The following is a 22,766-nucleotide window of genomic DNA, read 5'->3' as shown; positions in this document are numbered from 1 at the left end:
TAAAATAGCCAGAGCCAGTCCAAGTCTAGTGCTTGAGACTGGCTTTTTTACGTAAGTTATAAAAAAAACTCGACAAATGTGGTATAATCGCAAAGAAAGCTAGGAGGAATACTGATGAGATTAAGAAAAATTCCAGGTGCGTTTGAAGCCTACATGTCAAATGTGGACTATGCGCTTGATGCAAATAGTGAATTAAATGATAAACTTAAGGAGTTCATAGCAGGTGAAAAGGTCTATCTTGAAATTGGAACAGGTAGAGGTGGTTTTTTAACTGAGATGGCAAAACGGCATCCCGAAGCCAAGTTCATCGGTGTTGAATTAAGAGAAGAAGTTCTTTTAACTGCTGTGGAGAAGGCGATTAAAAAAGACGTAACGAACATAAAATTCATTAGAGGCAATGCCCTTGAAATGAAAGAATGGTTTGGTGAGTTGAAAGTGGACGGGATTTTTCTCAACTTCAGCGATCCATGGCCGAAAGCAAGACATGCGAAAAGGCGACTCACTCACTTCAGATTTTTAGATGTTTACAAGGACATCATCGCGCAAGATGGAAAGTTGATTTTTAAAACGGACAACAAAGCGCTATATGAGTTTTCTCTTGAGAGCCTAAATGAGCATTTGGATGTGGTTGAACATACCGATGACTTACACGCGCTTAACGACGAAAGCAATGTCATGACGGAATACGAAAGAAGATTTGCTAAGAGAGGGTTTAAGATTCATAGAATTATTGCGAAATTCTAGGGGGTTCTATGGGACGACTTTTAAAACGGGCAATCAACTTTGCTATTATCCTGATGCTATCCATCCTCAGTTTCCTGGTGGTAAGTGTGCTTCAAAAATGGCATATCTTCAATTTTCTCCATTGGTCCGACTTGGCAGTTGTGATCAAGGCTTTTTTCTCGTTTTATGTACTGGGAATAGGAATTTTCATTTTTCTTGATAACCGAAATCCCTATAAGATCATCTCGTGGTTGATCGTACTCATCGCTTTTCCCGTTGTGGGGTTTGCTTCTTATCTGATTTTTGGAAGAAGCTTTAGAAAACGAAGGTTGTCACAGTCTAAGCTTGAGTTTACAAAGGACTATATGGCAAGGCGTGCGGATGTTCAGTCCGGACTGGTCCATATTGTGGATCACTTCAATGATAGCCTTGTGAACTCGCGACTTGTGAATCTACTGCTCAACAATTCGAAAGCTCCTTTCTTTTTGGAGAATGAAATTGATATTTATTCTGACGGAGCGTCCTTTTTCAGCCAGCTGATAAAAGATATCTCGAGTGCTAAGCATCATATCCACTTGGAATATTTTATCATCAGAAATGATGAAATAGGCAACATGATCAGGGAGGCGCTGATAGAAAGGTCACTTGCGGGTGTCGAAGTTAGACTGATCTACGATAGTGTAGGGTGCTGGAAGCTAGGTAACAAATACATCAACAGCTTAAAGGCGGCCGGAGTTCAGTGCTATGAGTTCCTACCCCTCATTCTGCCTTTATTCGGCCGTGAGATGAATTACAGGAACCATAGAAAAATAACCGTGATCGACGGAAAATACGGATATGTCGGAGGAATGAATCTTGGTGATGAGTATATCGGCAAGCATAAGTACTTAGGCTTTTGGAGAGATACCCATCTACGGATTCATGGCGAAGCCGTCAACGGACTTCAGCACTGCTTTCTGATGGACTGGACCTTTGTCAGCAGGCAACTGCTGATGTATGAGGATTATTCAGTCAAGACGACTGTGACCAACCATTCCCTAGTGCAGATTGCCGCGAGCGGACCTGACGCGGACTGGGAAGTCATGCTTCAGGCTTACTTTACGATGATTGCCACAGCTGAAAGCAGGATATGGATCACGACGCCTTATCTTGTCCCTGAAGAAAGTATTATGGAAGGTTTGATCACCGCTGCATTGTCGGGTCTTGACGTAAGGATTCTTATTCCATCGACGCCGGATCATTTTCTAGTTTACTGGGCGGGGAAGGCCAATATTGAAAAGTTGCTTAAATCGGGAGTGGCGATTTATCTGTATGAAAAAGGCTTTGTTCATTCAAAGACGATGATCATCGATGAAAGCGTCGCTACGGTAGGAACCGCGAATCTGGATATCAGAAGTTTAGAGATCAATTTTGAAATCAACGCGTTTTTATATGACAAAGAGCAAATCCTACGACTTTCTGAAGATTTTCTTGATGACATAACAATGTCACATATGTTAACGTTAGAAGAACACGCAAAGAGACCGTGGTGGCATAGGTTGCTTGAAGCAGTCGGTAGAATTGCGTCCCCACTTCAATAGGAGAAGAACATGCTTTTATATACAGCGATTATCATTCTTGCAGTAATTCTTGACCAGCTGACAAAATGGTTGGTGGTCAGTTATGTAAAACCCATAGGTAGCCTACCGATCATCAAAGATGTCTTTCATCTGACATACACAGAAAATACAGGTGCTGCGTTTAGTATCTTATCGAATAAACAGTCGTTCTTAGTCATCGTCACAGCGATTGCCATGGCGATCATGTTTGTGTACTTGGTGAAATGGTCGCAAAGTCCTGACGAAGTGATGTCGAAGGTCGCCTTTGCCATGATGCTTGGAGGCGGAATAGGCAATCTGATCGACAGGGCGCGAATCGATTTTGTGGTGGATTTCCTGGATGCCAGATTTATTAATTTTGCTATTTTTAATGTTGCGGACATGTTCATCGTAGTAGGATGTGCCCTGTTCGCGCTTTCAATTATATTAAAAAAATAAGTCATTGGAAAAATAGCGCAGTCGCTATGGTAGAATTATAGAGTAAAAAAACCACAATTTTTAAGTCTGGAGCGAATCATGAAGTTTTATTTTAAAGTCTTTCTATTATCACTTGTAGTCACATCCCTTTTGTTCGGATCGGGATTATATGCGTATCTGAATCATATGAAACGGCAAGTGTCGATTGTTGAAGTTCCCAATATCACCGATCAGAGCCCTCAAGGAAAAGAGAAGCCCATAGATGTGAATTTGGCTGATCTGACAATGCTTGAAGATCTTGTTGAGTATTCTAACAGGATAAACGTAGTGATCCTAGGTACGGATGGTGGTAGAGCGGATACGATCATGGTAGCCTCATATGATCCGGATTATCAGCTTTTAGATATCATCACAGTGCCAAGAGATACCTATAACGAGGTGCCCGGCTATGATAAGCCAGGTCAGCATAAAATCAATTCCGTGTTCGGTTACGGCAAAGTCGACGGTGGCTCCAACGGTATGAAAACACAAGTGTCCAAACTACTTGGGATACCGATCCATCATTTTGTGACACTCGATTATAACGGTGTCGCTGACATTGTCGATACCATCGGTGGGGTCGAAATCGATGTACACAAAGATTTGGTATACGATGATCCGACTGCTGAACCACCGCTGCATATAAACATTCAAAAAGGCAAGCAAGTGCTCAAAGGTGAAAAAGCGGTTGAGTACCTAAGATGGAGAAAAAACAACGGTGAAGAAGGTTCGGATCTTGACAGGACACAGAGGCAGGTCGGTTTTGTCAAAGCGGTCATTACAAAATCCTTATCTCAATTCAAATTGATCAAAGTCATTGAAACGGCTTTCAATTACGTGTATACGGACATGCCGCTTCAAGATATGCTTTATTACTCGACGACGGTCGTAGGATTTAATCCTTCAACGGATATCTATGCTTCGATGTTGCCGGGTGAGGTGATGTTCAATAAGTTGAGCTATTATATTCATGATGCAGAGGATACAGAAGAATTACTGATAGCTGTCTACCGCAGAGGTGTGGACAGCGAATAACAGGAGGGGCGTATGCATTCAGATGATCAAGTGACTTCGAGAAGATTTCGCGTTCAAATGGTTGCGTACGCTTTTTTTATTGGAGTCATCGCAGGCGTGCTTTCCATTGTGTTCCATTATCTGGTGAGTATGATGAACGGTTATTTTAGCGGACTTTATCAAAAACAGGCCCTTCTTAGATTTATGATTCCCATGGCGAGCGTCTTCTTATTCATGTTCACCCACAACGTGCTGTTAAAAAAAGACACACGCTTTGGCGTCACAGCGGTCAAACATGAACTCGATACCATCGATAGAAGGCTGATGATACCCAACAAGGTTTTTGTAAAGATTTTGAATGCCATCGTTGCCTTAGGTACCGGTTTTGCAGTCGGTCAGTTTGGACCGACAGTACATATAGGCGGTGCCATCGGCTCAAATTTAGGTCACTATCTGAAGCTGCCAAGGGAAGTCGTCAGACTGCTGATCGGTTGTGGTGTGGCAGGAGCGCTGTCGGCAGTGATGCATGCTCCGCTATTTGCAACGTTGATTGTCGTCGAAGTGATTTTCGCAAGGCGGTATTTTGACTATATCGTGCCGATCCTTTTATCGAGCGTGGTAGCGGTGAGCCTTGATAAGTTGATTTACGGAAACTATTCATTTATCGCATTTCCTGATGTAGCAAAGATAGAAACTGTTGGAATGGCGGGATGGCTTATGGTGATTGTCATTGCAATCTTCATGGGATTCCTGGCTGCCTTTTATGTGGTTGGATTAAAAGCGGTCTCCGCACTCATGCAAAGTAAGCTCTCAAGCAACCAACAGCTGCTGCTTGCAGGTGTATTTACAGGGATCGTAGCCCTTTTGGTGCCGCAGACCCTATACACCAGGTTGGATCTGCTGGTCACTTCGAACGGCGGGATGTTCACGCTAGGTTCACTTTTGCTATTTTTAGTCTTAAGGTTCTTATTGACTAGCGTACAACTTGGATCGGGAATCTGTGGGGGTAACTTCACCCCGGGTCTGTTGATAGGTTTGATTTTTTCTGTGATTATCCACAGGGTGATGCTGATGATGGGTCTGGAGCTGTTTACACTGCCCCATGTGATGATGTTCTCGATTGTGGGGATGTTAAGCGGTTTTTCTCACGCTCCGCTTGCCGCGATCGTTTTAGCACTTGAACTGACAGGGCGTATCGAGCTGATCGTTCCTATTCTGACTGTCGCGCTTATCGGTCACTTTGTTTCTGATTTTCTTGTGAAAGAAAACGTATATATGCTCAAGTAATAAAAAAACCGCTGATTACGAGTAATCAGCGGTTTTATTAATCTACAATGGTTCGAGCGAACTGGTCGATATCGCCTGCTCCCATCATGATGATGAGCATGTTGTCCTTTGCGATAGTATCCAAATGCGGGATTACATCCTTTAGTTCTTTGATATAGGTGGCGTTCTGACCTTCTTCAATAATCAGATCCACCAGATCCTGTGAATGGATGTTATAGGTGTTTGCTTCTCTTGCGGCGTAGATATCTGTGATATAGAGATGGTTGACATCCTTAAAGGCGCTTGACATTTCAAGAAGCAGACTCTTGACGCGTGAGTAAGTGTGCGGTTGGAATACGACACAAATCTCCTTGTTGTCGAAGTTCTTAGCAGCCTGAACGGTAACTTTCACTTCTGAAGGGTGATGTGCGTAATCAGAAATAAGAGTGGCGCCTTTATAGGTACCGAGTATCTCGAATCTACGCTCGGCATTAGAAAATTTTGAGAGCGCGGATTGTATGCTTTCTATCGAGATTCCGTTCACGTAAGCTGCTGAAATGGCACCAAGAGCGTTGTAGACATTAAACTTACCGCATACCTTGAGTGTCAGCTCCATGAGCTTCTCATCTTCATAGAATACTTCAAAGCTTGGGTATCCATGCATGTCAAAGGTGATCTGTCTTGCCTCGAATGTGGAGCTCTCGTTGATTCCGTACGTCACAAAATTGCAGTTGCAATCTTTGATTAGTCTTCTCGTATTGAAATCATCATGATTGAGTATCAGGTAGTTCTTAGGCTTCAAATGAGTCGCAAACTCCTGATAGGTTCTTATGATATGGTCCAAATCATCATAGTAATCCAGATGTTCCTCTTCGATATTGTTGACGATGATGGTGGTAGGGTGAAGATCTAAAAAACTAGCCTTATATTCACAGGCTTCAACAGCGATATGTGTTGAGGGAGAAAGCTTGTATGCCTTGTGGGTATGCGGAAGCTTGGCTCCGACAAGGTAGCTGGCATCCTGTGGAGTTTCTTCAAGAATCATCGCAAGCATGGAGGTTATCGTTGTCTTACCATGTGTGCCGGTGACCGCAAGCGAGACTTCAAACGATTCCATAATCGCATCGATGGCTTGAGTTCTTCTATAAGTTGGGATTTCAAGCGATTGTGCTTTTGCGAACTCCGGATTGTCATCTGAGATCGCCCCGGTATATACCACAGCATCTTGGTCGGTGATGTTATCGGAACTGTGACCGATATAAATTGTCGCGCCTGCTTCTTCCAATTTTAAGGTGGCTGGAGAAGCCTTGGCATCAGAACCGGTTACTTTGATTCCTTTTTCGATAAAGATGTGTGCGATAGCGCTCATTGAAATGCCGCCAATACCTATGAAATGAACACGTTCAGCTGTTAATAATGATTTCATGTTAATTAAATTCCTCTCAAAAAGTGTCTAAGGTGACACAGTATACGTATTGCATTATATCAAAAAGTGCTCTATTTTCATATAGCTAATGGTAGGAAGCGAGTAATAATCTTTCAAATGCTTGATTTAAGCGAAGAATACGAATAAAATGATTACAGAACTTAAAATAATTCGGAATTAACGATAAAGATGGGTGGCATTATGAGTAAAATCAAAAGAAACGAAAGAATTGGTTTGATAGTCAAGGTTTTGAGTGAGCATCCAAATAAGGTGATCGCCTTTAAGCATTTCACAGATATGTTTGAGGCGGCCAAGTCGAGTATCAGTGAAGATATCGCTATCGTAAAATCGATTATGGATAAGAATCGTTTGGGAAGGGTCGTTACGATTCCTGGCGCAGCGGGTGGTGTCAAATATATTCCTAGAGTGGAGTCGAGTTATAAAATGGAGATTCTGACCAGGCTGTGTGACGAAATCAAGCGGCCGGAGAGAATTATTCCTGGTGGGTTCCTGTATATTGCAGACCTTCTTTATAATCCAGAACTCATCAAAGGCGTCGCAGAAATATTCGCAGAAGCTTTTTCGAGTCATGATGTGGATTATGTGGTTACCATCGAGACAAAAGGTATACCCATGGCGTTTATGACTGCCAATTATCTTAATGTGCCGCTCGTGATTGTAAGAAAAGACAACAAAGTGACTGACGGTCCGACGGTGAGCATCAACTACGTTTCTGGTTCTTCGCAAAAGCTGGGTACGATGTTCGCTCCTAAACGTGCGATCAAGGCAAAGTCGAATGTGTTGATCATCGATGATTTCATGAAGGGCGGCGGAACCGCTAAAGGAATGGTCGACTTGGTGAAGGAGTTTGAATCAAACGTGGTGGGTATCGGCGTACTTCTTGAGTCAAGCACACCAAAAGAGAAATTGCTTACGAACTACCATGCCTTATTGCATTTGAAACATGTTTCGCCTGAGAACATCGATATTTCACCTAATCTTGAGGTGGTGGAATCACTCAAACTGGAACTGTAATTAAGGCGATACTTCCACAATTGGAAAAATTTCTAAAATTTTTACTTAAATACTGGCAGAGGATAAAAAATTAAGGTAAAATGAACTCAGAGCTCATTTTTTAAATTTTCTGACAGAATGGAAGGTAGGGAGTAAATCGATGAATGTGACAGATGTTAGAGTACGTAAAATTAAGAATGATGGAAAAATGAAAGCAGTAGTTTCGGTTACGCTCGATGACATGTTTGTGATTCATGATATCAAGATCATTGAGGGACAAAATGGATTATTCGTTGCTATGCCAAGCCGCAAAGTTGGGGAAGCGGATTATAGGGATATCGCACATCCGATCAACAGTGATGCGAGATTGATCCTACAAAATGTTATTTTTGACGCATACGAAAAGCAAAAAGATCTGTTTGTTGATGGAAACTACGCTGAAGTAGCCACCTTTTAAAAGTGGTAACCGAATAGGAAGATGAAACGCCCACTTCAATTTTGTTGTGGGTTTCCTTATGTACGTTTTAATATTGCTTAATAACTTGACTGGTGGGTTGAGATTTAATACGTACATGTTATAATGACAGATGTTAGTATAAGGATAGCAAAGGAGAGCTTAATGAGTAAATGGATCGTATTTTCAGGGAAGAACCAGTATTTAAAAGGATCGAAAAAACATCGAGATATTCAACCGATTTTAGGTCAGGCGCTCTTAATTAGAAAAGTCGCTAAACTCAATGAAGCTGCGAACAATCCTGTTGTGATCTTCTCAAGCGCTCCAAAAGCGGTTACGGATGAACTGCTTGGGCATGAACTTTTAGGCGAGCATTATCTGATTGATGATTTTGACTGGGACAAGGTTTCGCATGAGCCCGTCATCATCACCGAATCTAAGATTTCGTTTATAAACAGACAGCTGATCAGCGATATCAGTGAACGGGCGGATCATTTGGATAAAGAGCATGTGACCTATATGCTTGATGGTAGACCTCTTGCGATCGCCATGTCCAGCGAACACTTAAAGACCATCGTGAGTGAAGCCTATGAAGTCTTTAGCAGCGATGAGATTTTGAAAGATATTCAAAAGGCGTTGATGCGACTATTCAATGATCACCTTATGTATGAGTTAGAACCCGAAGATGTAGAAGAAGCAAGCTCAATGAAGGCGCTTCAGCAAATCATCTATTCCTATAATCAAGAAAAAATAGAATCGCTCCTCGAGATGGGCACCTTGGTCGTTGACCCGAGTTCGACTTGGATCGATACGGATGTGGTCGTGGGTAGTGACAGTGTCATTTATCCAGGGTCGATTATAAAAGGTAAGACAGTCATCGGAGAAGGTTGTGAAATCGGACCGGCTGTGCGGATCGAGGACTGCCAGATCGGCAACGGAGTGAAAATCAAGGATTCCACTTTGATCTCATCGAAAGTGGATGATGAATCGACGATTGGACCCTATGCTTATCTGAGACCGAAATCGGATATCGGAAAAGGCGTAAAGATCGGCGATTTTGTCGAAGTAAAAAATGCACGTATTGATGACGGTGCGAAAGTATCCCATCTTAGTTATATTGGCGATGGTCATGTAGGTAAACGCGTGAATATCGGTTGTGGAGTTATTTTTGCGAATTATGACGGCAAAAATAAGTTCAAGACAACAGTGGAAGACGATGCTTTCGTCGGATCCGGTTCAAACCTCATAGCTCCTGTTACAATAAGAGAAGGCGCCTACGTCGCTGCAGGGTCGACAATTACAGATGATGTCGATAAGTATAGCTTAGCTATCGCTAGAGGAAGACAGGTTCAGAAGAAGGATTGGGTTTTAAACAAAAGGGAGAAATAATTTCGTTGTGGCGATGAATTCGCTAAGTGTTGAGGAGGATGTACATGCACAGCAAAGGTAAGAAGATTAAACTCTTTTCTGGAAATGCCAACAAACCATTGGCAGAAAAAATCTGTAAGGAGTTGGGGATTCCGTTAGGTGATGCTACGGTTTCTGCATTTTCAGATGGTGAGATTTCTGTAAACATCGGCGAAACGGTTCGTGGTTGTGATGTGTTTATCATACAGCCAGTCAGTCCACCGCTTGTCAATCGTTACTTGATGGAACTGTTAATCATGATCGATGCGCTTAAAAGAGCGTCTGCAGGAAGAATCACGGCGGTTATTCCGTATTATGGATACGCAAGGCAAGACCGTAAGGCAAAAGCACGTGATCCGATTTCGGCAAAACTTTTGGCGGATTTGATAACGGCTGCCGGTGCTGACCGCATCCTTACAATGGACCTTCATGCTGCGCAGATACAAGGATATTTCAACATACCTGTCGATCATTTGATCGGCGGACCGATTCTTGCCAACTACTTTAAAAACTTGAATATCGAAGATTTGGTAGTCGTTTCACCTGACCTTGGCAGCGTTACACGTTCCAGAGATTTTGCAACACATCTGAACGCTCCGATCGCAATCATCGATAAACGTCGTCCAGAGGCGAATGTTTCTGAGGTGATGAACATCATCGGCGATATCAAGGGTAAGAATGTTATTCTTATCGACGATATGATCGACACGGCTGGTACGATCTGCAACGGTGCAAAAGCGCTTCAGGACCTAGGTGCTAAAGACGTATATGCTTGTTGCACGCATGGTATCCTGTCAGGACCTGCTCTTGAGAGAATCAACAATTCAGTGATTAAGAAGCTGGTTTGTCTTGATACGATCTATCTTCCTCAAGATCAGTTGTCAGATAACATGAAACACCTATCTGTAGCACCGGTATTTGCAGAATCGATTAGAAGAATCTTCAATAACGATTCGGTAAGTCGCTTATTCGATTAACACCCAAGACAGTCCATCAGGACTGTCTTTTTTATGCAAATCTTTGCACAATATGCTATCGTCCACTAGATGTGTATGTTAAAATAATCTTATGACAATATCTTGTAGCTAATGTCGTTTTACACGATTTCAATAGAGGGAGTGATGAGTCTTGGAACAGGTGATCAGCAATTTTATGAGTGTTACAATCAATGACCTGTTAGATATTTTAATCATTGCATTTTTGTTTTATAAGTTCTTGATGCTCGTGAAGGAAACGAGGGCGGAACAGCTGATTAAAGGTCTAATTGTAATTTTGATAGTCTGGAAGCTTTCGGAGTGGGCAGAGCTTAGAATGGTCAATTTCTTAATCAAGAATATGATGACATTAGGGCTGGTGGCCCTCATTATCGTATTTCAGCCGGAGCTTAGACGCGCCCTTGAGTACATCGGGCGGAGCAAGTTTCTTAGAAAATCCATCTCGGATATCATGGAAGAGGAGATGGACCAGATGTTAAGCGAGATCGTCGAGGCTGTCGTAAGTCTTGCAAGTACCAAAACAGGTGCGATCATTGCGATTGAACGTGAAACGGGACTTAACGAGGTGGTGCACACCGGTGTCAAAATCGATGCTTTCATCACTGCGGAAATTATCAAAAATATCTTTTTCCACAATGCCCCGCTGCATGACGGAGCGATCGTCATCAAGAAGAATAGAATCACTGCGGCTTCTTGCCTGTTGCCGCTCACCCATTCCACCACGCTAAGCAACGATCTTGGAACAAGACATCGTGCGGCCCTTGGTCTAGTGGAAAGAAGCGATGCGATGGTGATTGTCGTATCAGAAGAAACAGGTGTCATCTCCCTTGCGATGGATGGCAAGCTCTCGAGATTCATCGATAAGAATTCGCTGACGAGTATCTTGCGCTCGAAGTTCAAAGTAGCCAAAAAAGAATCTCCTTTCAGCTGGTTGACAGGGAGGGTGAAACGTGAAGAACATATTTAAGGATATTTGGGATCGGTTCAATTTAACTAAAAATACGACACAGAAACTAATCTCCTTACTATTTGCAATCGTCTTCTGGATTTTTGTGATGGATATCGAGAACCCTGAAATCATTAAAACCTTCAATCGGGTGCCGATTGACTTCTTAGGTATCGAGCAGCTTGCGGATGAGCAGCTAGAAATTTTCGGTGACTACACGCGTGCGATCGATGTGAAAGTAAAAGGCAGGCGTAAGGAAGTGCTTGCGATGACGCAGGATGATATACGCATCACTGTCGATCTATACAGGGCGACTGAGGGAGAAGGAAAATTCTCCATCATGGTGACCTTGCTAAACGATGACATCTCGATTGAATCCATAGAGAAATCGATTATCGAGCTGAGCTTTGACGGTTTGACCGACAAGGAGATGCCAATAGAAATCGTTCAAAAGGGAAGTGTAGAAGCGCCATATATTTTTGGTGGAGTCAGTTCAGTGCCAAAAGATGTGGTGGTATCCGGTCCTAGGCGATTTGTCGACAAGGTGACGCATGTGGTCGCCCATATCGATTTAACTGAAGCCCGTTCGACGTTCGAGTGGGTGTCGACGCTGGTGCCGCTTGATGAGAACGATGAAGTGGTCAATAAAGTGACTCTGTCCTCTAAAGAAACCAAACTTATTGCCAACATCATGGAAGAAAAAACGGTGAGGATCGTACCGCTTATCGTAGATGAACTGCCGCTCGGATATAAGCTGATCAGTGCGGCACTGGATAATCAGCTTGTGACCCTGGTTGGAATCACCGAAGTGATCGATCAGCTCGATGGTGTGACCATCGAACCGATTAGCCTTAAGGACCGCACGGAGTCAAAAGCGGAGGAAGTGATTTTGTCACTGCCTGCGGGTGTGACTGAATCGGTTGAGTCGGTTCACGTGCTGAACCTCGAAATCGAAGCAGTTGTTGAACGAGCTTTTAGCCCGACAAGCGATCAAATCACTTGGTTGAACCAGGCTGAGAACACAGAGGTCGTCATAACCGATCCACAACTTTTGGAAATCGTCCTTAGCGGCGTGGAGAGTCAAATCAATCAGATCGAACTTGAGGACATCAAGCTGCTGATCGAACTATCCGAAAAAGCACCAGGTGAATACATCCTACCCGTCACACTTGTGGTGGATGCGGATGTCGAGTGGTTGCTTCCAGTGGAGGATCGCCAAGTCAACGTTCTGATTACAGAATCAACAGAATAACTATAGGAGATTTTTCATGGAAAAAGCCCTACAAAAAATATTGGATTCCACCCATGACGCGATGATAGCCATCGATGTCCATGGTGCGATTACCTTGTTCAACCATGCGGCCGAACGACTGACTAAAATGTCTGCCAATGACGTAATAGGCAGATTCGTAGGAGATGTCATCGAAAACTCAAGGCTCATGGATGTGGTGCTCACCGGAACTCCTGAACTTAATCAAAGGCAGGTCCTTGGGGACATCGAAATCATCACAAGCAGGTTGCCCCTGATGGACAAAGGGACTCTGATCGGAGCTGTTGCGATCTTTAGGGATATATCGGAGATGGTTCAGCTTGCTGAGGAGATCACCAACCTGAAAGAAATTCAAATGACGATGGCGGCCGTATTCAATGCCACGCAGGATGCGATAAGCGTTGTGAACCAGGAGGGCATCCATATTCTGATCAACCCTGCCTATACTCAGATCACCGGCTACACAGCCGAGGAAGTGATCGGCAAGGATTACACGGTCGACCTTCTAGAAGGGGACAGTGTTCACGGACAGGTGCTAAAAACAGGACGACCGGTTGACAATGTGGTCGTAAGGTCTGGAAAAACAAAAAAGGACATTGTGACATCAGCGGCGCCCATACTTGTCGACGGTCAAATCAAAGGTTCCGTCGCCGTACTCCACGATATCACAGAGATGCGAAGACTTAATAAGGAACTGGCTCAGGCCAAGCAGATCATAAGAAACCTTGAGGCCAAATATACCTTCGATGATATTTTGGGTGAAAGCTTAAAAATGAAGGATGCCATCGAAAAGGCGAAGATTGCCGCGCTTACACCTGCGACGGTGATCCTTCGCGGAGAAAGTGGTACTGGTAAGGAGTTATTCGCTCACGCCATCCACAACGCATCCAACAGAAAAAACGCGCAATTTGTTCGTGTCAACTGTGCCGCGATCAGTGAAAGCATACTCGAAAGCGAACTTTTCGGTTACGAAGAAGGAGCATTCACCGGTGCGAGCAAAGGTGGGCGGATGGGACTGTTCGAACGCGCCTCTGGAGGAACCATCTTTCTTGATGAAATAGGCGAAATCAGCATCAGTACGCAGGTGAAGCTCCTTCGGGTGCTTCAGGAACGCGAAATCGTAAGGGTGGGTGCTACAAAACCCATTCAGGTGGATGTAAGGGTGATCTCTGCTACACATGTCGATCTTGAAAAAGCGGTGAAGACCGGAAGTTTTAGAGAAGACCTTTACTATCGGCTCAATGTCATTCCCATTGTCATTCCCCCGCTGAGGGACCGTATCGAAGACTTAAAATCACTGGTGGACGGTATAGTGCTCAGGTTCAACCAGGAATTCGGCAGAAGTATTCAGACGGTTTCTGATGAGGTGATCTGCGCGCTTGGGGCTTACAAATGGCCGGGGAATATCAGGGAACTCGAAAACTACATCGGAAGAACGATGATACAGATGCGCATCACAGAAACGCGAATCAACACACAACATCTACCGCTCTTCAACGACCAAAAACGTGCAGTGATCTATGAACCCGAAAGCAATGTCGACGAGTTCGACGTGGTTTCATTATCCGACTATCTAGGTCAGTCAGAAGCCGCCTACCTTGCGAAGGTGCTTCAGGCAAACGGTGGAAATAGAACGGAAGCAGCAAAAAAACTTGGGATTTCCATTAGGAGTCTCTATTACAAGATGGAAAAATATAAACTCATGTAACGTGCAAGTAATTGCACGTTATTTTTATGTGCATTATTTTGCATGCATCATGTTGCGCATGTTGTGCTCTAACTGAAAAACGTTTTCATAAGGGGGTACTTGAACCCCACAACAGTGCTATTGTCTGATTGTTATTATTTTGGCATGCTAATTGCATTATATAGGGGTGTTAAGAATACTGGAGGTGTTTCTATGTCAAGAGAATACGTACTTGTCATCAATCCTGGTTCGACATCGTCAAAAGTGGCGTTGTTCAAAGACCTTGACTTGGTGGTAGAAAAGAATTTGAGTCATTCAACTGAGGAACTCGATAAGTTTGATAAAATTACAGACCAATATGCTTATCGAAGAGACATGATTTTAGAGTGGATGGCGGAAGAAGGTTATCCGACTACTTCACTAAAAGCCGTAGTTGGTAGGGGTGGATTATTGAAGCCTATGCCATCGGGTACTTACAAAGTAACACCGGCACTGATCAAAGATTTGGAAATCGGAGTTCAAGGCGAGCACGCTTCAAACTTAGGCGGAATCATCGCTCGTTCTATCGCAGATGTTGAAGGTGTAGAGGCTTATATCGTAGACCCTGTGGCGGTGGATGAGTTCGAACCGGTAGCCAGAGTATCTGGTATGCCGGATATAGAGAGAAAATCATTGTTACACGCACTTAATGTACGTGCGATTTCACACAATGTCGCAAGCGATTTAGGGCGACCTTTTGAAACGTTGAACATGGTTGTCGCTCACTTGGGTGGCGGGATTTCTGTGGTTCCTGTCAAAAAGGGTAAGATGATCGATGCGAACAATGCCAATGAAATGGGTCCTTTCTCGCCAGAGCGCGCAGGTGGATTACCGGTTGGCGACATCGTCAGAATGTGCTATTCGGGAGAATACACGATGAACATGCTAAAGCCTAAATTAAGAGGTAAAGGCGGTCTTGTGGCATATCTTGGAACGAATGACGCGAGAGAAGTCCTTAAGATGATTGAAAATGGAGATGAGAATGCGAAGCTTATCTTTGAGGCGATGGGATATCAGATCGCAAAAGAGATCGGGGCGATGGCCACTGTTCTTAAAGGCGATATCGATGCGATCGTACTCACTGGTGGAGTCGCTTACTCGAAGTACCTGACTGACTATATTAAAGAACATGTCGGTTTCATGGCGCCTGTGATCGTTAAGCCGGGCGAAGATGAAATGACAGCGTTAAATGAAGGTTACTTAAGAACGGTAACAGGTGAAGATCCTGTTAAGATATATGAAAATGAGGTTAAAGCATGATTACATCATTTGATGATTTGCTAAAAGTCGCAAGAGAACGTGGACCTAAAACAGTGGCAGTAGCAGTGGCTCAGGACAGTGATGTTCTTAAGGCTGTTGACGGTGCGAGAGCGCAAGGGATCGTAAAAGCGATTCTTGTAGGTGACAAGACAGAAATCGAAGCACGCGCCAGCGAAGTCGGAGTGGATCTTAGCGAGTATGAGATCATCGATATCGCAGATATGGCTGATGCATCGCTTAAAGCAGTTGAGCTTGTATCATCAGGCAAAGCGCAGATGGTGATGAAAGGTCTTGTAGATACAGCTGTGATTTTAAAAGCGGTGCTCAATAAGGAAGTCGGTTTAAGAACAGGCAATGTTCTTTCTCACGTAGCACTTTTCGATGTGCCTAAATACCATAAGCTACTTTTAGTTACAGACGCTGCGATGAATATCGCCCCTGACTTGCAAGCTAAGAAGCAGATCATAGAAAACTCACTTCAAGTGGCATACGCCCTTGACATCGAGGTGCCGAACGTCGGCGTGATCTGTGCAAAAGAAAAAGTGAATCCTAAAATGCCGGCGACCGTCGATGCGGGTGAACTTGTTGCGATGAACGAACGAGGCGAACTGACAGGTTGTGTGGTAGGCGGTCCATTCGCTCTTGACAATGCAGTTTCTAAAGAAGCGGCTAAGCTTAAGAAAATCGACCACCCGGCGGCAGGAGACTGCGATATCCTACTTGCTCCTAACATTGAAGGTGGAAACATCCTTTACAAGACGCTTGGCTTCTTGACAGATGCCAGAAGTGCGGGTGTGATTGTTGGAGCGAAAGCACCTGTAATTTTAACTTCACGTGCGGATTCAGACGATGCAAAATTAAATTCAATCGCTCTTGGCGTATTGATGGCAGCTAAGTAAAGGGGTACTAGATGATGGAAACTTTTAGAATATTAGCGATAAATCCAGGTTCGACATCTACAAAAATCGCGATTTACGACAACGATAAAGAAGTGTTCGAAACGACTTTGAGACATCAGACAGAAGAAATCAACGCATTCGACAAGATTTTCGACCAATATGATTTTAGAGAGCAAGTGATTCTCGACGCGTTAAACGAAGCGGGAATCAATTTGACAAAATTAAACGCTGTAGTCGGTAGAGGCGGTCTATTAAAGCCAATCGCCGGCGGTACCTATAGAGTAACTCCTGAAATGATCGAGGACTTAAAAGTTGGCGTTCTAGGTGAACATGCATCAAACCTAGGCGGCATCATTGCCAATGAGATCGCATCAAACCTAAATATCCCTGCATTCATCGTCGACCCTGTTGTAGTAGACGAGATGCAAGATGTCGCAAGAATTTCTGGAATGCCTGAAATTGAAAGAAAGTCTATCTTCCACGCACTTAACCAAAAGGCTGTTGCAAGACGTGCGGCTGACGAGATGGGCAAAGCCTATACTGAGTGCAACTTTATTGTAGCTCATTTGGGTGGCGGTGTTTCAGTGGGTGCCCATAGAAAAGGTAAAGTGGTAGATGTCAACAACGCACTTGATGGTGACGGTCCGTTTTCACCTGAGCGTTCCGGTGGATTACCGGTTGGCGATCTTGCTAAACTTTGCTTCTCAGGAAAATACACGCATGGCGAAATCAAAAAGCTGATCAAAGGTCAAGGCGGTCTTGTCGCTTACCTGAATACAAATGACGGTAGAGACGTGATCAAAATGATCGAAGCCGGCGACGAGAACGCAAAAGTTGTCTTTGAGGCGATGGCGTATCAGGTAGCTAAGGAAATCGGCATGTGCGCAGCAGTCTTAAAAGGCGACATCGATGCGATTATCCTGACTGGCGGACTAGCATATGGTCAAGTGCTTACAGGTTGGATCAAGGAACATATCGAATTCTTAGGCAAAGTGATCATCTACCCAGGTGAGGATGAGATGTCAGCACTTGCTCTTGGGGGACTTCGCGTGCTTAAGGGTGAAGAAGAGGCTAAGGTTTACTGCTAGTTCATTAGCGAGTATGAATGTATCGGCAAATTGTTGGTAGTGTTTTCTACGATAACAACGTAATGATACACCTTGACGTAGAATAGAAAGCAGGGCTTAAAATGATTAACGATGCAAGAATCAGAGTGATAATTGGACATTACGGTAGCGGTAAAACAGAGTTTTCTGTAAATTACGCGATTAAACTAGCTAAACAAAGCGATAAGAAGGTAGCGATCGCAGATCTTGATGTGGTCAATCCCTACTTCAGATCCAGAGAACGGCATGAAATCATGGAAGAGGCAGGGGTGACTGTCATATCGAGTATCATGGGAAATGGCGTCAATTTCGATCTGCCTTCCATGGACCCAGGCATTCTCGGTCCGCTACAGAACAAGGATTACAATGTGGTTCTCGATGTCGGTGGTGATGCTGCCGGAGCGAGAGTGATGGCTAGATACAAAAAATACCTTGTGGAAGGCGACTACGATATGTTCGCAGTGGTCAACTGCAGCAGGCCTGAAACGCAAAGCGTGGATGGGATCATCATGCATATCAAAGCGATAGAGTCGACAGTCGGAGTGAAAGTGACAGGCATCATCAACAACACACACATGCTCCGTGAAACGACAGTCGACCATGTGATGCATGGACAACAAGTGATTCAACAAGCTGCAAAAAAACTAGAGATTCCAATTGTATATACATCTGCGATTCCTAGTGTTGCTGAAGTGCTCCCTAGTCAAGTAGAAGGGGAACTGCTCAGCATAAACATGTACATGCGTGACGCATGGATGTAGCTTTTGATAAATGAAAACGTGACCAATAACGTTTAGGAGGTAATTAGCGTGGCAAAAGGCAAAGTAACATTCGATCAAAACATCTGTAAAGGATGTGAACTGTGCACAACGGCGTGCCCGGTAAAAATCATCACAATGGATACTAAAAATATTAATGCAAAAGGATATCATCCAGCTACAGTTGTAGAGATGGATAAATGCATCGGTTGTGGTAACTGTGCGATCATGTGTCCAGATTCTGTTATCACAGTTGAAAGATTTTAGTGGGGGAGGCCTAATATGTCTAAAGTATTGATGAAAGGTAACGAAGCAATTAGTGAAGCTGCGATTAGAGCAGGCTGTAAAGCGTTCTTCGGTTACCCGATAACACCGCAAAATGAAATTCCTGAATATATGTCAAGAGAAATGCCTAAAAACGGCGGAGTATTCGTTCAAGCCGAATCAGAAGTCGCTGCAATCAACATGGTTTACGGTGCTGCAGGATGTGGTGTCCGTACGATGACTTCATCTTCATCACCTGGAATCGCGCTTAAGCAAGAAGGTATCTCGTATATCGCAGGCGCTGAGCTTCCATGTGTCATCGTCAACATCGTTCGTGGCGGTCCTGGTCTTGGCGGTATCCAACCGGCACAATCGGACTACAACCAGTCTACTCGTGGCGGCGGTAACGGCGACTACAAACTGCTTGTTTATGCTCCAGGTAACCTGCAAGAAATGGTTGACCTTGTTCAAGAGTCATTCGATAAAGCGGATTACTACAGAAACCCTGTAATGGTAGTTGGTGACGGTATGATCGGTCAGATGATGGAACCGATCGAGTTCAGACCAGCACCTAAAATGGACTTGCCTGCGCAACCTTGGGCGACTACAGGAACAAAAGGCGAAAGAAAACCGAATATCATCAACTCACTTTTCTTGAAGCCAGAGCAGCTTGAAGACCACAATATTCGTCTTACTGCTAAATACGCGACAATGAAAGAAAACGAGCAACGCTTTGAAACGTTCAACATGGAAAAAGCGGAAGTTGTTTGTGTAGCATACGGTACGACATCAAGAATCGTTAAAAATGCGATTGTTGCACTTAAAGAAGAAGGCATCGAAGTCGGTCTTATTCGTCCGATCACATTATGGCCTTTCCCACAGAAAGCATTTGCTGAGTATCCTGAGACAGCAAAATCAATTCTTTGTGTTGAAATGAGTATGGGTCAAATGATCGATGATATCAGAATCGTAAACGAAGGCCGTTTACCAGTAGACTTCTACGGTCGTTCGGGTGGTATGATTCCAACTCCAGAAGCGATTGAAGAAAAACTTAGAAGTATGGTTGGAGGTGCAAAATAATGGCTATGGTATATGAAAGATCAGAAGGTTTAGTAAATGTTCAAACGCATTACTGCCCTGGCTGTACACACGGTGTTATCCATAAATTAGTTGCAGAAGTACTTGTAGAACTTGATGTCCTTGGCGATACAATCGGTGTAGCTCCAGTTGGTTGCTCGGTTCTTGCTTACGATTACTTCAACTGCGACATGCACGAAGCCGCTCACGGTAGAGCTCCTGCAGTTGCAACAGGTATCAAAAGAGTAAAACCAAACAATGTCGTATTCACGTACCAAGGTGATGGCGACTTGGCTTCAATCGGTACTGCTGAAATCGTACACGTTGCGCACAGATCAGAGAACATCACTACGATCTTTGTAAACAATGCGATCTACGGTATGACAGGCGGTCAAATGGCTCCAACGACTCTAATCGGTCAAAAGGCGACAACTGCTCAAGCTGGTCGTACGGTTGAAGGCATGGGAATGCCTCTTAGAATGTCTGAAATGCTTGCGACAGTTCCAGGCGCGGCTTACATCGAGCGTGTATCGGTTCACAGTCCTGCAGCGATCAGAAAAGCGAAAAAAGCGATCAAAAATGCTTTCCAATATCAGCTTGATGGCAAAGGCTTCTCAATGGTAGAAGTACTTTCTACTTGCCCGACAAACTGGGGTATTAACCCTGTTGACTCGCTAAAATGGTTAGAAGAGAACATGATTCCTTACTATCCACTAGGCAACTTCAGAACACCAGGGGAGGAAAAGTAATATGCTAAATGAAAAAGTAATCATGTCCGGATTCGGTGGACAAGGTATCATGTCGATGGGTCAGCTTTTGACATACGCTGGCATGATCGAAGGAAAGCAAGTGTCTTGGTTGCCTTCATACGGCCCTGAGATGCGTGGCGGTACTGCCAACTGTAACGTAATCGTAAGCGAAAGCCTTATCGGCTCTCCAGTAATCACGAACAACGCGACATGCGCTATCGTGATGAACTTGCCTTCACTTACAAAGTTCGAAACCGATGTTCAAACTGGAGGATCGCTACTGATCAACAGTTCGCTCATCGAACAAAAGACATCACGTGACGATGTTACAGCTTACTACATTCCAGCAAACGAAGTTGCGCTTGAACTAGGTAACGCAAAAGTTGCCAACATGGTAATGCTTGGCGCCTACATCAAACTAACTGGTGCGGTAAAGCAAGAAACGATCATCGAAGCACTTAAAAAAGTGTTCGGTCCTTCTAAAGCTCACTTGCTACCAATGAATGAAGAAGCCCTCACACGAGGAGCTGCGCTCGTTTCATAAAATTCGCAGCAAATAAAGGAACAGCCGATTTCGGCTGTTCTTTTTGATTGGCGGGGATGGGGTGTTTGGTGAGGGGGAAGAGCTTTTAATTTGAAAACCACACGGAGAATTTTTTGTTGCAAGGCTTTAGTCGCATATCTAAGATAGCATCAGACGCTTGTCAGTATTTCAAATGTCCACTATGGTGAGACGCTGCGCTTTCTGAGGGCACTGAGACACGAATTGAATAAATGCTAAAAACTGTTTTAAGGGTGGGTAGACATAAAGCCTACCCGTACAAGGACATAAAGAATAGCTACTTCTGACGGTTACCAAACGACCAAATTTTCTGCGCTTTTAAAATGGTGGGATAAACGTTATAATTAGAAGGATGAATGTTACAACTGGAAGTATAATATCAATCGATTAGAATAGGGAGTTATCAATGAGTAGATTATTTGGTACTGACGGGGTTAGGGGCGTTGCTAACGTGGAACTGACTTCGGAGCTAGCTTTTAAATTAGGAAAATACGGCGCGTATGTGTTGTCAAAAGGCAAGAAGGGCGCTCGTATCGTTATCGGTAAAGACACGCGCGTATCGGGTTATATGCTTGAAGCGTCCCTGATGGCGGGGATCATGTCGGCCGGTTGCGACGCATATCTTGTCGGGGTTACACCGACGCCTGCTATACCGCATCTGATCAAGCACTACAATGCGGATGCCGGTGTGATGATTTCTGCGAGCCACAATCCTGTGGAGTTCAATGGAATCAAGTTTTTCAGCGGTAACGGATTCAAACTTACTGACGAGCAAGAAGATGAGATCGAAGGTCTTATCAGCGGAGCCATCGAGTACGAGCAAGAAATCGGCGGCACCAAGGTCGGTAGACGTATCCACCATTTTGAGGCCAATCATGTCTATGCGACAAAAGTGAAAGAAACCGTCACAGGAGACCTGACAGGTCTTAAGATAGCGATGGACTGCGCTAACGGGGCGAGCTTTGAAGTGGCACCGAGCACCTTAAGGGAACTTGGCGCTGAAGTCGTCGTGATCAACAACCATCCGGACGGGCTTAACATCAACAAGGACTGCGGTTCGACGCATCTTGATAAAGTGGCTAGGCTGACAAAAGAAGTCGGAGCGGATCTTGGTCTTGCCTTTGACGGCGATGCCGACCGTATGCTTGCAGTCGATGAGAACGGCGAAGAGGTAGACGGCGACAAGATCATGGTCATCATCGCAAAGGCGCTTGCTGGTCAGGGTAAGCTCAAGCATGATACCGTAGTGTCGACAGTCATGAGCAATATGGGCTTTGACAAGGCGCTTGAATCGGTGAATCTGAAATCGGTTAAAACACAAGTGGGCGACAGATACGTGCTTGAAGCGATGAAAGAAGGCGGATACTCTATCGGCGGCGAACAGTCCGGGCATGTGATCATGCTTGAATACAACACCACTGGTGACGGCCTCTTGTCGGCGCTGCATCTTGCGACGGTACTTAAGGAAAGCGGCAAGAAAATGTCTGAGCTTGCCAGCATCATGACAGTGTATCCTCAGATAATGAAAAACACGCATGTGCCAAATGACGAAAAACATAAGATCCTGGACCGTCCTGAAATAAAAACGGAGATCGACGCGGTGGAAAAGGCCTTAGGCAACGATGGCAGACTGCTGATCAGAGCGTCTGGTACAGAACCGCTTGTCAGGGTCATGCTCGAAGGATCTAATCTTGAAGTGATCAGACAGCACTGCGACACGCTTATCAAAGTGATCGAGGATGTTTACAAATAGAGTGGCTACTAGGGGCGTTTTACGCTCCTACATTACTTTTTGA

General features: G+C 44.3%; 22 protein-coding genes. 21 read left to right on the top strand and 1 reads right to left on the bottom strand.

Annotation, left to right across the window (positions count from 1 at the left end; all coding sequences use genetic code 11):
• The first annotated feature begins 114 nt into the window (after nucleotides 1-114).
• From trmB to DWB64_RS04415, 5 genes are all read left to right on the top strand, one after another.
• On the top strand, nucleotides 115-744 hold the full coding sequence (gene trmB, locus DWB64_RS04435; protein ID WP_129486994.1) for a tRNA (guanosine(46)-N7)-methyltransferase TrmB: 630 nt from the start codon (nucleotides 115-117) through the stop codon (nucleotides 742-744).
• Between the two features lie 8 nt (nucleotides 745-752).
• A complete protein-coding gene (cls, locus tag DWB64_RS04430; protein WP_129486993.1) occupies nucleotides 753-2,303 on the top strand; it encodes a cardiolipin synthase in 1,551 nt (516 codons plus the stop codon).
• A 9-nt stretch (nucleotides 2,304-2,312) separates the two neighbouring features.
• Nucleotides 2,313-2,759 (top strand): signal peptidase II, encoded by a 447-nt coding sequence (gene lspA, locus DWB64_RS04425; RefSeq protein ID WP_129486992.1) that lies wholly within the window; start codon nucleotides 2,313-2,315, stop codon nucleotides 2,757-2,759.
• 78 nt (nucleotides 2,760-2,837) lie between these two features.
• Nucleotides 2,838-3,812: an LCP family protein gene (locus DWB64_RS04420; RefSeq protein ID WP_129486991.1), complete on the top strand. Its 975-nt coding sequence runs from the start codon at nucleotides 2,838-2,840 to the stop codon at nucleotides 3,810-3,812.
• A 12-nt stretch (nucleotides 3,813-3,824) separates the two neighbouring features.
• Nucleotides 3,825-5,078 carry a chloride channel protein gene (locus DWB64_RS04415; RefSeq protein WP_129486990.1) on the top strand — a complete coding sequence of 418 codons (1,254 nt, stop codon included), beginning with the start codon at nucleotides 3,825-3,827 and terminating at the stop codon, nucleotides 5,076-5,078.
• Between the two features lie 37 nt (nucleotides 5,079-5,115).
• On the opposite strand, the gene murC is transcribed toward DWB64_RS04415, so the two are convergent.
• Complete coding sequence (murC, locus tag DWB64_RS04410) at nucleotides 5,116-6,483, bottom strand: UDP-N-acetylmuramate--L-alanine ligase (protein WP_129486989.1); 1,368 nt, start codon at nucleotides 6,481-6,483, stop codon at nucleotides 5,116-5,118.
• Between the two features lie 201 nt (nucleotides 6,484-6,684).
• Between murC and purR the strand changes: the two genes are divergently transcribed.
• The 16 genes from purR (at nucleotide 6,685) to glmM (ending at nucleotide 22,723) form a co-directional block, all read left to right on the top strand.
• Entirely contained in the window at nucleotides 6,685-7,518 is an 834-nt protein-coding gene (purR, locus tag DWB64_RS04405) for a pur operon repressor (RefSeq protein ID WP_129486988.1), read from the top strand.
• A 139-nt stretch (nucleotides 7,519-7,657) separates the two neighbouring features.
• Nucleotides 7,658-7,954 carry a septation regulator SpoVG gene (gene spoVG / locus DWB64_RS04400; RefSeq protein ID WP_129486987.1) on the top strand — a complete coding sequence of 99 codons (297 nt, stop codon included), beginning with the start codon at nucleotides 7,658-7,660 and terminating at the stop codon, nucleotides 7,952-7,954.
• A 162-nt stretch (nucleotides 7,955-8,116) separates the two neighbouring features.
• Nucleotides 8,117-9,340 carry a DapH/DapD/GlmU-related protein gene (locus DWB64_RS04395; protein ID WP_243118945.1) on the top strand — a complete coding sequence of 408 codons (1,224 nt, stop codon included), beginning with the start codon at nucleotides 8,117-8,119 and terminating at the stop codon, nucleotides 9,338-9,340.
• A 44-nt stretch (nucleotides 9,341-9,384) separates the two neighbouring features.
• Nucleotides 9,385-10,335, top strand: a complete 951-nt coding sequence (locus DWB64_RS04390; protein ID WP_129486985.1) for a ribose-phosphate pyrophosphokinase — start codon at nucleotides 9,385-9,387, stop codon at nucleotides 10,333-10,335.
• A 160-nt stretch (nucleotides 10,336-10,495) separates the two neighbouring features.
• Nucleotides 10,496-11,320: a diadenylate cyclase CdaA gene (gene cdaA, locus DWB64_RS04385; protein WP_243118952.1), complete on the top strand. Its 825-nt coding sequence runs from the start codon at nucleotides 10,496-10,498 to the stop codon at nucleotides 11,318-11,320.
• Nucleotides 11,304-12,551: a YbbR-like domain-containing protein gene (locus DWB64_RS04380; RefSeq protein WP_129486984.1), complete on the top strand. Its 1,248-nt coding sequence runs from the start codon at nucleotides 11,304-11,306 to the stop codon at nucleotides 12,549-12,551. Before cdaA ends, DWB64_RS04380 begins: the two co-directional genes overlap by 17 nt.
• Nucleotides 12,552-12,567: 16 nt before the next feature.
• On the top strand, nucleotides 12,568-14,277 hold the full coding sequence (locus DWB64_RS04375) for a sigma-54-dependent Fis family transcriptional regulator (RefSeq protein WP_129486983.1): 1,710 nt from the start codon (nucleotides 12,568-12,570) through the stop codon (nucleotides 14,275-14,277).
• Between the two features lie 192 nt (nucleotides 14,278-14,469).
• Nucleotides 14,470-15,555, top strand: a complete 1,086-nt coding sequence (buk, locus tag DWB64_RS04370; RefSeq protein ID WP_129486982.1) for a butyrate kinase — start codon at nucleotides 14,470-14,472, stop codon at nucleotides 15,553-15,555.
• Nucleotides 15,552-16,454, top strand: a complete 903-nt coding sequence (locus DWB64_RS04365) for a phosphate butyryltransferase (RefSeq protein WP_129486981.1) — start codon at nucleotides 15,552-15,554, stop codon at nucleotides 16,452-16,454. The genes buk (DWB64_RS04370) and DWB64_RS04365 overlap by 4 nt, the downstream gene beginning before the upstream one ends.
• A gap of 14 nt (nucleotides 16,455-16,468) precedes the next feature.
• On the top strand, nucleotides 16,469-17,542 hold the full coding sequence (buk, locus tag DWB64_RS04360; protein ID WP_348983823.1) for a butyrate kinase: 1,074 nt from the start codon (nucleotides 16,469-16,471) through the stop codon (nucleotides 17,540-17,542).
• Nucleotides 17,543-17,643: 101 nt separating this feature from the next.
• The gene (locus tag DWB64_RS04355; RefSeq protein WP_129486979.1) at nucleotides 17,644-18,321 is read left to right on the top strand and encodes an ATP-binding protein; all 678 of its coding nucleotides are present in this window, start codon (nucleotides 17,644-17,646) and stop codon (nucleotides 18,319-18,321) included.
• 48 nt (nucleotides 18,322-18,369) lie between these two features.
• Entirely contained in the window at nucleotides 18,370-18,585 is a 216-nt protein-coding gene (locus DWB64_RS04350) for a 4Fe-4S binding protein (RefSeq protein WP_129486978.1), read from the top strand.
• A gap of 15 nt (nucleotides 18,586-18,600) precedes the next feature.
• Nucleotides 18,601-19,662, top strand: coding sequence for a 3-methyl-2-oxobutanoate dehydrogenase subunit VorB (locus tag DWB64_RS04345; protein ID WP_129486977.1), 1,062 nt, complete (start codon nucleotides 18,601-18,603; stop codon nucleotides 19,660-19,662).
• Entirely contained in the window at nucleotides 19,662-20,408 is a 747-nt protein-coding gene (locus DWB64_RS04340; protein WP_129486976.1) for a thiamine pyrophosphate-dependent enzyme, read from the top strand. Before DWB64_RS04345 ends, DWB64_RS04340 begins: the two co-directional genes overlap by 1 nt.
• A gap of 1 nt (nucleotide 20,409) precedes the next feature.
• Entirely contained in the window at nucleotides 20,410-20,952 is a 543-nt protein-coding gene (locus tag DWB64_RS04335; protein ID WP_129486975.1) for a 2-oxoacid:acceptor oxidoreductase family protein, read from the top strand.
• A gap of 424 nt (nucleotides 20,953-21,376) precedes the next feature.
• Nucleotides 21,377-22,723, top strand: a complete 1,347-nt coding sequence (gene glmM / locus DWB64_RS04330; protein ID WP_129486974.1) for a phosphoglucosamine mutase — start codon at nucleotides 21,377-21,379, stop codon at nucleotides 22,721-22,723.
• Nucleotides 22,724-22,766: the final 43 nt, after the last annotated feature.

The sequence above is a fragment of the Fusibacter sp. A1 genome, assembly GCF_004125825.1.
GTDB lineage: Bacteria > Bacillota > Clostridia > Peptostreptococcales > Acidaminobacteraceae > QQWI01.
Note: the sequence above shows the minus strand (reverse complement) of the source record. Positions and strands in the feature narration are given on the sequence as shown.

Coding starts and splice junctions, on each gene's coding strand:
- trmB (WP_129486994.1), top strand. CDS start 115: ATGAGATTAAGAAAAATTCCAGGTGCGTTTGAAGCCTACATGTCAAAT.
- cls (WP_129486993.1), top strand. CDS start 753: ATGGGACGACTTTTAAAACGGGCAATCAACTTTGCTATTATCCTGATG.
- lspA (WP_129486992.1), top strand. CDS start 2,313: ATGCTTTTATATACAGCGATTATCATTCTTGCAGTAATTCTTGACCAG.
- DWB64_RS04420 (WP_129486991.1), top strand. CDS start 2,838: ATGAAGTTTTATTTTAAAGTCTTTCTATTATCACTTGTAGTCACATCC.
- DWB64_RS04415 (WP_129486990.1), top strand. CDS start 3,825: ATGCATTCAGATGATCAAGTGACTTCGAGAAGATTTCGCGTTCAAATG.
- murC (WP_129486989.1), bottom strand. CDS start 6,483: ATGAAATCATTATTAACAGCTGAACGTGTTCATTTCATAGGTATTGGC.
- purR (WP_129486988.1), top strand. CDS start 6,685: ATGAGTAAAATCAAAAGAAACGAAAGAATTGGTTTGATAGTCAAGGTT.
- spoVG (WP_129486987.1), top strand. CDS start 7,658: ATGAATGTGACAGATGTTAGAGTACGTAAAATTAAGAATGATGGAAAA.
- DWB64_RS04395 (WP_243118945.1), top strand. CDS start 8,117: ATGAGTAAATGGATCGTATTTTCAGGGAAGAACCAGTATTTAAAAGGA.
- DWB64_RS04390 (WP_129486985.1), top strand. CDS start 9,385: ATGCACAGCAAAGGTAAGAAGATTAAACTCTTTTCTGGAAATGCCAAC.
- DWB64_RS04375 (WP_129486983.1), top strand. CDS start 12,568: ATGGAAAAAGCCCTACAAAAAATATTGGATTCCACCCATGACGCGATG.
- buk (WP_129486982.1), top strand. CDS start 14,470: ATGTCAAGAGAATACGTACTTGTCATCAATCCTGGTTCGACATCGTCA.
- DWB64_RS04365 (WP_129486981.1), top strand. CDS start 15,552: ATGATTACATCATTTGATGATTTGCTAAAAGTCGCAAGAGAACGTGGA.
- buk (WP_348983823.1), top strand. CDS start 16,469: ATGGAAACTTTTAGAATATTAGCGATAAATCCAGGTTCGACATCTACA.
- DWB64_RS04355 (WP_129486979.1), top strand. CDS start 17,644: ATGATTAACGATGCAAGAATCAGAGTGATAATTGGACATTACGGTAGC.
- DWB64_RS04345 (WP_129486977.1), top strand. CDS start 18,601: ATGTCTAAAGTATTGATGAAAGGTAACGAAGCAATTAGTGAAGCTGCG.
- DWB64_RS04340 (WP_129486976.1), top strand. CDS start 19,662: ATGGCTATGGTATATGAAAGATCAGAAGGTTTAGTAAATGTTCAAACG.
- DWB64_RS04335 (WP_129486975.1), top strand. CDS start 20,410: ATGCTAAATGAAAAAGTAATCATGTCCGGATTCGGTGGACAAGGTATC.
- glmM (WP_129486974.1), top strand. CDS start 21,377: ATGAGTAGATTATTTGGTACTGACGGGGTTAGGGGCGTTGCTAACGTG.